Annotated in this window: 10 protein-coding genes; 5 read left to right on the top strand and 5 right to left on the bottom strand. The window is 71.3% G+C overall.

The genetic code is table 11. From position 1 onward, the window contains the following. The coding region (locus tag HC022_RS14170) for a UDP-N-acetylglucosamine 4,6-dehydratase family protein (protein WP_167452878.1) at nucleotides 1–1,145 on the top strand (1,145 nt) is incomplete at its 5' end. 114 nt (nucleotides 1,146–1,259) lie between these two features. On the opposite strand, the gene HC022_RS14165 is transcribed toward HC022_RS14170, so the two are convergent. Beyond that, nucleotides 1,260–2,102 (bottom strand): TIGR00730 family Rossman fold protein, encoded by an 843-nt coding sequence (locus HC022_RS14165; RefSeq protein ID WP_008886567.1) that lies wholly within the window; start codon nucleotides 2,100–2,102, stop codon nucleotides 1,260–1,262. A gap of 76 nt (nucleotides 2,103–2,178) precedes the next feature. Here HC022_RS14165 and HC022_RS14160 point away from each other — a divergent pair, with 76 nt between their 5' ends. Further along, nucleotides 2,179–3,096 (top strand): threonine/serine dehydratase, encoded by a 918-nt coding sequence (locus tag HC022_RS14160; RefSeq protein ID WP_089957990.1) that lies wholly within the window; start codon nucleotides 2,179–2,181, stop codon nucleotides 3,094–3,096. 4 nt (nucleotides 3,097–3,100) lie between these two features. On the opposite strand, the gene HC022_RS14155 is transcribed toward HC022_RS14160, so the two are convergent. Genes HC022_RS14155 through cobU form a run of 3 tightly spaced genes read right to left on the bottom strand, consistent with a single transcriptional unit; the run spans nucleotide 3,101 to nucleotide 5,387 of the window. Beyond that, on the bottom strand, nucleotides 3,101–3,871 hold the full coding sequence (locus HC022_RS14155; protein WP_167452877.1) for an adenosylcobinamide-GDP ribazoletransferase: 771 nt from the start codon (nucleotides 3,869–3,871) through the stop codon (nucleotides 3,101–3,103). Continuing rightward, nucleotides 3,868–4,878 carry a nicotinate-nucleotide--dimethylbenzimidazole phosphoribosyltransferase gene (gene cobT, locus HC022_RS14150; RefSeq protein ID WP_167452876.1) on the bottom strand — a complete coding sequence of 337 codons (1,011 nt, stop codon included), beginning with the start codon at nucleotides 4,876–4,878 and terminating at the stop codon, nucleotides 3,868–3,870. The genes HC022_RS14155 and cobT overlap by 4 nt, the downstream gene beginning before the upstream one ends. A 2-nt stretch (nucleotides 4,879–4,880) precedes the next feature. Further along, nucleotides 4,881–5,387: a bifunctional adenosylcobinamide kinase/adenosylcobinamide-phosphate guanylyltransferase gene (gene cobU / locus HC022_RS14145; protein ID WP_167452875.1), complete on the bottom strand. Its 507-nt coding sequence runs from the start codon at nucleotides 5,385–5,387 to the stop codon at nucleotides 4,881–4,883. 43 nt (nucleotides 5,388–5,430) lie between these two features. On the opposite strand from cobU, the gene HC022_RS14140 reads away from it, so the two are divergent. Then, nucleotides 5,431–6,018 carry a histidine phosphatase family protein gene (locus tag HC022_RS14140; protein ID WP_167452874.1) on the top strand — a complete coding sequence of 196 codons (588 nt, stop codon included), beginning with the start codon at nucleotides 5,431–5,433 and terminating at the stop codon, nucleotides 6,016–6,018. Continuing rightward, nucleotides 6,015–6,950, top strand: coding sequence for an adenosylcobinamide-phosphate synthase CbiB (gene cbiB / locus HC022_RS14135; RefSeq protein WP_167452873.1), 936 nt, complete (start codon nucleotides 6,015–6,017; stop codon nucleotides 6,948–6,950). The genes HC022_RS14140 and cbiB overlap by 4 nt, the downstream gene beginning before the upstream one ends. A 9-nt stretch (nucleotides 6,951–6,959) precedes the next feature. On the opposite strand, the gene HC022_RS14130 is transcribed toward cbiB, so the two are convergent. Then, on the bottom strand, nucleotides 6,960–7,676 hold the full coding sequence (locus tag HC022_RS14130) for a response regulator (RefSeq protein ID WP_167452872.1): 717 nt from the start codon (nucleotides 7,674–7,676) through the stop codon (nucleotides 6,960–6,962). Nucleotides 7,677–7,808: 132 nt separating this feature from the next. On the opposite strand from HC022_RS14130, the gene mce reads away from it, so the two are divergent. After that, the gene (gene mce, locus HC022_RS14125) at nucleotides 7,809–8,213 is read left to right on the top strand and encodes a methylmalonyl-CoA epimerase (protein WP_008886919.1); all 405 of its coding nucleotides are present in this window, start codon (nucleotides 7,809–7,811) and stop codon (nucleotides 8,211–8,213) included. The last annotated feature ends 22 nt before the right edge of the window (nucleotides 8,214–8,235 follow it).

Raw genomic sequence — 8,235 nt, 5'->3', positions numbered from 1 at the left:
AACGCGAGCTGAAGAAGCGGGTCTCGCCGGTGTCGCTCGACGACCTGCTGGGCCGCAACCGGCTCGAGGCCGAGCTGCCGGGCGTCAGCCACGCCTACAGCGGCCGCCGCATCCTCGTGACCGGGGCCGGTGGTTCGATCGGCTCCGAGCTCTGCCGCCAGCTCATCGCCTGCAAGCCCGACTGCGTGGTGCTCGTCGATCATTCGGAACTCGGGCTCTACAACATCGACAAGGAACTGCGCGACATCGCGCATGGCATGACCATCGTGCCGATCCTCGGCTCGGTGCTGAACGAGCAGCTGATGGCCGAGATCATGCAGGAGCACCGCATCGAGGTGGTCCTGCACGCTGCGGCCTACAAGCATCTGCCGCTGGTCGAATGCAACGTGCTCTCGGGGCTCAACAACAACGTCATCGGCACCAAGGTGCTGGCGGACATCGCCCGCGAGGCCGGGGTCGAGCGCTTCATCCTCGTCTCCTCGGACAAGGCCGTGCGCCCGACCAACGTCATGGGGGCCTCCAAGCGCCTCGCCGAGCTTGTGGTGCAGGATCTCGCAACCCGCAGTGCCGGCACCCGGTTCTCGATGGTGCGCTTCGGCAACGTTCTGGGCTCGTCGGGCTCGGTGATCCCGCTGTTCGAGGAACAGATCGCCCGCGGCGGCCCGGTCACCCTGACCGATCCCAAGGTGACGCGCTATTTCATGACCGTCTCGGAAGCGGCGCGGCTGGTGCTGCTGGCCGGCTCCTTCGCGCGCGGCGGCGACGTCTTCGTGCTCGACATGGGCGACCCGGTGCCGATCAAGAAGCTGGCGCGCCAGATGATCGAGGGCGCGGGCTATACCGTGCGCGATGCCAAGCACCCGGACGGCGATATCGAGATAGAGATCACCGGCCTGCGCAGGGGCGAGAAGCTGCACGAAGAGCTGCTGATCTCGCCGGACATGCTGACCACGCCGCACCACAAGATCCTGCGCGCGCAGGAGAGCTACCTCTCGGAGTTCGAGATCGCGACCGCGCTCAAGGACCTGCGCAGCGCCATCGCCGGGCTAGACGAGGACATGGCCCGCAGCGTGATCGCCCGCTGGGTCGAGCGTTGCAAGGATGCCGAGCAGACCGCCCAGGCCGACGAGAAGGCCCGCGTCTGAACGCGTGAGCCCTTGCGGGGGGCCTGAGGCAGGCCGCGGTCAGGGGCACAGATTTCCGGAAAGTCAGAGACAGGCAGGAGGCGGCGTCGCCCCCTGCCTTTGTCATCTCGGGACTCAGCGCCCGGGAATGTCGTCGCGGGCGGGGGCGGGGCCCCATTCCTCGATCACGGCCGCGGCCTCTTCGGCGCTCTCCACGAAGCGGAACAGGTCGAGATCCTCGGGGCTGATGGTGCCCGCGTCCTCGAGTGCTTCCCAGTTGATGATCTTCTCCCAGAAGGCGCGGCCGAAAAGCAGGAACGGCACCCGCTCCATGCGGCCGGTCTGGATCAGCGTCAGCGCCTCGAACATCTCGTCGAGCGTACCGAAACCGCCGGGGAAGACGCAGATCGCCCGCGCGCGCATCAGGAAGTGCATCTTGCGGATCGCGAAGTAGTGGAAGTTGAAGCAGAGCTCCGGCGTCACGTAGGTGTTCGGCGCCTGCTCGTGCGGCAGCACGATGTTGAGCCCGATCGAGACGCCGCCCGCCTCTTCCGCGCCGCGGTTGCCCGCCTCCATCACGCCGGGGCCGCCACCGGTGGTGATCACGAACTCGCGGTTGCCGCTGGCGATGGACTTCTCGGTCATGCGCCGGGCAAAGAGCCGCGCTTCTTCGTAAAAATGGGTCAGCTCGGCGAGGGTCTTGGTGCGGGCGGTGTGGCGCTCCTCGGGCGAGGGGATGCGCGCGCCGCCAAACAGCACCACGGTGGAGTCGATGTTGCGTTCGTCGAGGATCAGCTGGGGCTTCAGCAGCTCGAGCTGCAGCCGCACCGGGCGCAGTTCGTCGCGGCAGAGAAAGCCTTCGTCGGCGAAGGCGAGCCGGTAGGAGGGGGCGCGGGTCTGCGGGGTGTCGGGGATCTGCTCCGCGGTCTCGCGGTCCCGGCCGGCATCGCGGAAGACGGAGTGGCGTTCGTCGTTCATTCCTGGGGGTATCCTTGTCCTGCCCGTCTTCAGACTATAGCGTCCGCCCTCGTCGCGTCATCAGGGGAACGTCAGAATGGACTGGAAACACGCAATCAACGAGGCCGCAGCCCGGATCGAAGGCCACGCTCAGGTAACCCCGGTGATGACCAGCGACGCGCTCTGGGATCGCCCGGTGGAGCTGAAGCTCGAGCAGCTGCAGCATACGGGCAGTTTCAAGGCGCGCGGCGCGTTCAACACGCTGCTGGCCGGGCCGGTGCCCGAGGCGGGCGTGGTCGCGGCCTCGGGCGGCAACCACGGCGCGGCGGTGGCCCATGCGGCAACACGGCTGGGGTTCGGGGCGCAGATCTTCGTGCCCGAAATGGCGGGCCCTGCGAAGATCGCGCTGATCGAGCGCACCGGCGCTGCGCTGACCGTGGTGCCGGGGGAATACGCCAACGCGCTCGAGGCCGCGCGCGCCTACGAGGCCAGCACCGGCGCGATGCAGGTCCACGCCTATGACGCGCCCGCGACCGTGGCCGGGCAGGGCACCCTGACCCGCGAGTGGGAGCGGCAGGGGCTCGAGGCCGACACGCTGCTGATTGCCGTTGGCGGCGGCGGGCTGATTGCCGGTGCGCTGGCGTGGCTGCAGGGGGCGCGCAAGGTGGTGGCGGTGGAGCCCGAGACCTCCTGTGCGCTGTCGGCGGCGCTCGAGGCCGGCGAGGCGGTCGACGTCGAGGTCTCGGGCGTGGCGGCGAATGCGCTCGGCGCGCGCCGCATCGGCGGGATCTGCTTCGAGCTGGCGCAGGCCCATCTGGGCGAGAGCGTGCGGGTGACGGACGCGTCGATCAACGAGGCGCAGCGGGCGCTGTGGCAGACCCACCGACTGCTGGTCGAGCCCGCGGGAGCGACGGCGCTGGCGGCGCTGCGCTCGGGGGCCTACGTGCCGGCGCCGGGCGAGCGTGTCGCGGTGCTGCTCTGCGGCGGCAACATCGCGCCGGACCCGCTGGGCTGAGGCGTCAGAGCGCGGCGCTCAGCACCAGCCAGCCGGCGGTTTCGGCGCAGAGCTGCGTAGCGCCCAGCACGTCTCCGGTCTGGCCACCGAGCGCAGCGCGCGCCTTGCGCGCCACGAGGGCGGCGGTGCCGAGCATCGCCGCCACTGCCAGCACCCCGGCCACGCCGGTGATCAGGCCGAGCAGCAGCAGGACGGCGAGCCCGGGCAGCCAGGCGGTGCGGTCGGGCCGCCCGGGCGTCGCCATGCGGCCCAACCCGTCGGCCCGTGCCGGCGGCAGCCCGTCGAGCACCAGCAGCATGGCAAACCGGCTGCCCACCCCCGCCAGCAACAGCGCGGCGGCGCTGCAGGGTGCCTCGGCCAGCGCGCCGAGCGACGCGGCGCCAAGCCCGACGGCAAGGATCAGCGCCAGCGCGCCGTAGCTGCCGACGCGGCTGTCGCGCATGATCTCGAGCCTCCGCGCCCTGTCGCGGCCGCCCAGCCCGTCAATGAAATCCGCCAGCCCGTCATGATGCAGCCCGCCGGTGGCCAGCGCCATCGCGATGAGCGCCAGGATGCCGGCGGCCAGCGATGCGAGCCCAAGCGCGCTGCCTCCCGCGAGCACCGCCCAGCCGATCAGCCCGACCGGCAGCCCGGTGAGCGGAAAGGCCCAGCGGGCGGCGGTCATCGGCGGCGGCGGCAGGGGGAAGCTGCCCGCCGGCAGGCGGGGCATCATCATCAGCGCCAGTCGGGTCTCGCGGATGCGTTCGCCGAGGCGTACGCTCAGGCTGTCGCTCACGCTCCCGCGACCCCGGCCTCGGCGAAGGTGGACATACCGTTGTGGCAGGCCAGCGCTCCGCGCAGGACGCCAAGCGCCAGCGCCGCGCCCGAGCCCTCGCCAAGCGCCATGCCGAGATCGAGGATCGGGCGCTTGCCCATGGCCGAGGTCATGCCGCGATGCCCGGGCTCTGCACTGGCGTGGCCGATCAGGCAGTGGTCCAGCAGCTCGGGTCGGGCCGCGTGCAGGGGTGCGACCGCGGCGGTGCAGATGAAGCCGTCGAGCAGCACCGGGATCCGCGCCAGCCGCGCCGCCAGCACCGCGCCGCAGATCGCCGCCTGTTCGCGCCCGCCGAGCGCCGCCAGCAGGCCGATGCCGCTGACGCCGGAATGCTGCGCCACTGCGCGCGAGACCACCTCGGCCTTGTGCGCGATGGCCGCCGTGTCCGAGCCGGTGCCGCGCCCGACCCAGTGGCGGGCCGCGCCGCCGAACACCGCATGCGCCAGCGCCGCCGCCACCGTCGAGTTGCCGATGCCCATCTCCCCGAGGATCAGAACATCCGCCTGCGGGTCCACCGCGTCGGCACCACGTTGCAGGGCGTCGAGCGTCTCGGCCTCGTCCATGGCGGGGGCGGCGGTGAAGTCGCGGGTCGGGCGGTCGAGCTCGAGCGCCACCACCGAGAGCGCGGCGCCGTTCAGCTTGCAGAGCTGGTTGATGGCCGCACCGCCGCGTTCGAAATTCGCCACCATCTGGGCGGTGACCTCCTGCGGGAAGGGGTTCACCCCCTGCGCACAGACGCCGTGGTTGCCCGCGAAGACCAGCGCCTGCGCGCGGTCGATCACCGGGCGCGCCTGACCGCGCCAGCCGGCGAGGAACTCGGCCAGCTCCTCGAGCCGCCCGAGCGAGCCCGGCGGCTTGGTGAGCTCGAGCTGACGGGCGCGCGCCGCCCCGGCCGCCTCGGTGTCGAAGGCGGGGAGCGGCAGGGTCTCGACATCGCGCAGCGCGGCAAGGAGGGGGCGGTCGGTCATGGTCACTTCACTTTCATCGGGTGGCCCGCGACGCAGAACCAGAGCTCGTCGCAGGCGGCGGCGATCTGCTGGTTCACCAGCCCGGCCGCGTCGCGGAAGTCGCGGGCGAGCTTGTTCTCCGGGACGATCCCGGCGCCGACCTCGTTGGTGACGAAGACGACCGGCGCCCGCAGCCCGGGCAGCAGCGCCGCGAGGGTCCGGGTCTCGGCCTCCCAGTCGCGGCCCGAAAGCATCAGGTTGGTGAGCCAGAGTGTCAGGCAGTCGACCAGGCGGGGGGCGGTGCCGTCGCTGTCGCGCAGGGCGCCCGTGAGGTCCAGCGGTGCGCCGACGGTGCGCCATTCGGGGCCCCGGCGGGCCTGGTGACGGGCGATGCGGTCGGCCATCTCGTCGTCGTGGGCCTCGGCTGTGGCGATGTAGATCGCCGGCTGACCCAGCGCGAGCGTCATGCGCTCGGCCTCGCGGCTCTTGCCCGAACGGACGCCGCCTGTGATGAGGATCGACTTTCCCATGGAGCCGTGACAAAGCAGGTTCCGCGCGATTTGGAAAGCCTCGATGACGCCGCCTGACAGCAACGAGATGCTCTTGATCCGGCACGCCCCGGCCGACCACGGCGGGCGGCTTTGCGGGCGTACCGACGTGCCCGCCATCCTGCCGTCCGAGGCCGATCTGGCGCCCCTGCGCGGCTGGCTGTCCGGCTGCCCCCGGGTGGTCACGACCCCCGCTCTGCGCTGCGGGCAGACCCCCGGGGTGCTGCCCCCCGATCATGCGCCCCCCACCGACAACCGCCTGTGGGAACAGGATTTCGGCGCCCATGACGGGCTGCCCTTCACCGATCTGCCCGACCTCGGCCCGCTTCCGCGCGCGGCGCTTGCCGCACACCGCGCGCCGGCGGGCGAGAGCTTTGCCGACGTGGCAGAGCGCCTGCGGCCCCTGTTCGACGAGCTGACGGCCGCCGCGTCTGACGGGCCGCTCGCGGTGGTGGCCCACGCCGGGATCGTGCGCGCGGCGCTGGGGCTGGTGGCGGGAGACGTCGCCACGGGGCTGCTCTTCGAGGTGGCGCCGCTCTCGGTCACGCGGCTGCGCTGTCACCCGGGTGGGATCTCGGTCGTGGCGGTGAACTGGGCGGGGCCCGGCGCATGAGGTTCGCCGCGGTGATGGCGCCCGCCTTCGCGATCGACGCGCTGGTCGGCTGGCCCGATGCACTGTTCCGGCGCATCGGGCATCCGGTGGTCTGGATCGGCAGGCTGATCACGGCGCTTGACCAGCGGCTCAACGGCGGCAGCGTCGCGCAACAGCGTGCCGCCGGGGCGCTGACCGTGGCGGTGGTGCTGACCGCGGCACTGGTCCCGGCGCTGCTGGTGCAGGTGCTGCTGCGGGACGGGGCCCTTGGCATCGTGATCGGCGGCATCCTTGCCTGGCCCTTCCTCGCGGTGCGCTCGATGCATGACCATGTCGCCGCGGTGGCGCGTCCGCTCGCCGCCGGAGATCTTGCCGGGGCGCGGCAGGCGGTGTCGATGATCGTCGGGCGCGATCCGCAGCGGCTGGATGCCTCGGGCGTGGCGCGGGCGGCGCTCGAGAGCCTCGCCGAGAACAGCTCCGACGGCATCGTGGCGCCGCTGTTCTGGGGCGTGATCGGAGGCCTGCCGGGTATCGTCGCCTACAAGGCGGTGAACACGATGGACTCCATGATCGGCCACCGCAACACCCGCTACGAGGATTTCGGCAAGGTGGCGGCGCGGCTCGACGATCTGGTGAATCTGATCCCGGCGCGGCTGACGGGACTGTTCTTCGCGCTGGCCTCGGGGCGCCCGGCGCCGGCGCTGCGGGTGATGGCGGCGGATGCGGCGCAGCACCGCTCGCCCAATGCCGGCTGGCCCGAGGCGGCGCTGGCGGGCGCGCTGCCGGTGCGGCTTTCGGGGCCGAGGGTCTATGGCAATACCATCGCCGACGAGCCTTGGGTCAACGCGGCAGGGCCCGACGCGGATGCGCCGTCCCTGACCCGCGGGCTCGGGCTCTATCGCCGGACCATGGCGCTTTGCGGGCTGCTGCTGGTGGTGCTTGCGCTGCTGTGAGCAGTGCGCTCAGATCGCCACGCGGTCGGCGAGGCGGTCCTGCACCAGCCCTGCGACGCGGACGATGTCGGCCTTGATCGGCCGCCCGTCGGCGCGGGCCTCGGCCAGCCCCTGGGCCGCGGCCTCGAGGACGTGGTCGCCGGCGCTGTACGCCACGCCGCGCAGGAACTGCGTCACGTAGTCGAGCATCCGCTCGTCGCCACCGTCGCCCAGCACGTCGGCGGCATGCGCCATGTCGTCGCGGTAGGCCAGCGGATCGGGGCGGATCGGCTCGTCCACGACCATCCGCAGGCCGCGCGGCTGACGCTCGGGCGGGAGGTTCGAGATGATCTCGCTCTGGAAGGTGGTGACGCTGGCGATGGGCTTGGGCAGGAAGCCATCGGCGCCCGCGGCCAGCGCCACATCCTCGGCAAAGCTGTCGCCGCTGGTCCCGAGAATGACCGCGACCCGGGGCAGGGCCGAGGCCAGCTCCGAGATCAGCTCGGCGCCGGAGCCATCGGGCAGCCCAAGATCCACGATCACGACGGTCGGCCGATACACCATGAGGTGCCGCCGCGCCGATTGCAGGCAGTCTGCCCGGCGAATGCGCGCGCCGCTGCGCAGGCACAGCAACCGCATGGCGTCGCAGGCGTAACGGCTGTCCTCGACCGCCAGCACCGTCATGCCGAGAAGCGGCCGGGTCGCGGTGGGGCGCGGAAGCGGGGTGTATCCATCCGAGTCGGTCATCACGTTCTCCTTTGGGCTTTGACCGATTCATTACCTGTCGTCCCTAACGGGCGGTTAACGCTCGCACCATCTTGCGAAAATGACGTGGCAGGGGCCATAAGCAGGGGGAGAGCTTACGCAAGGGAGGAACCCATGATCGGTCGTCTGAACCACGTTGCCATCGCCGTGCCGGATCTCGAGGCCGCCGCCGCGCAATACCGCGACACGCTGGGCGCCAAGGTCGGTGCGCCGCAGGACGAGCCGGACCATGGCGTCACCGTGATCTTCATCGAACTGCCCAACACCAAGATCGAGCTGCTCTACCCGCTGGGCGAGAACTCCCCGATCCAGGGCTTCCTCGACAAGAACCCCTCGGGCGGCATCCACCACGTCTGCTACGAGGTCGACGACATCCTTGCCGCGCGCGACCGGCTCAAGGACGCGGGCGCCCGGGTGCTGGGCACGGGCGAACCCAAGATCGGCGCCCATGGCAAGCCGGTGCTGTTCCTGCATCCCAAGGATTTCCAGGGCACGCTGGTCGAGCTCGAGCAGGTCTGAGGCGGCGATATGGCGATCACAT

This window comes from Salipiger sp. HF18 (genome assembly GCF_011806505.1).
In the GTDB taxonomy this organism is placed as follows: Bacteria; Pseudomonadota; Alphaproteobacteria; order Rhodobacterales; family Rhodobacteraceae; genus Salipiger; species Salipiger thiooxidans.
This window is presented reverse-complemented; position numbering and strand designations above follow the sequence as displayed.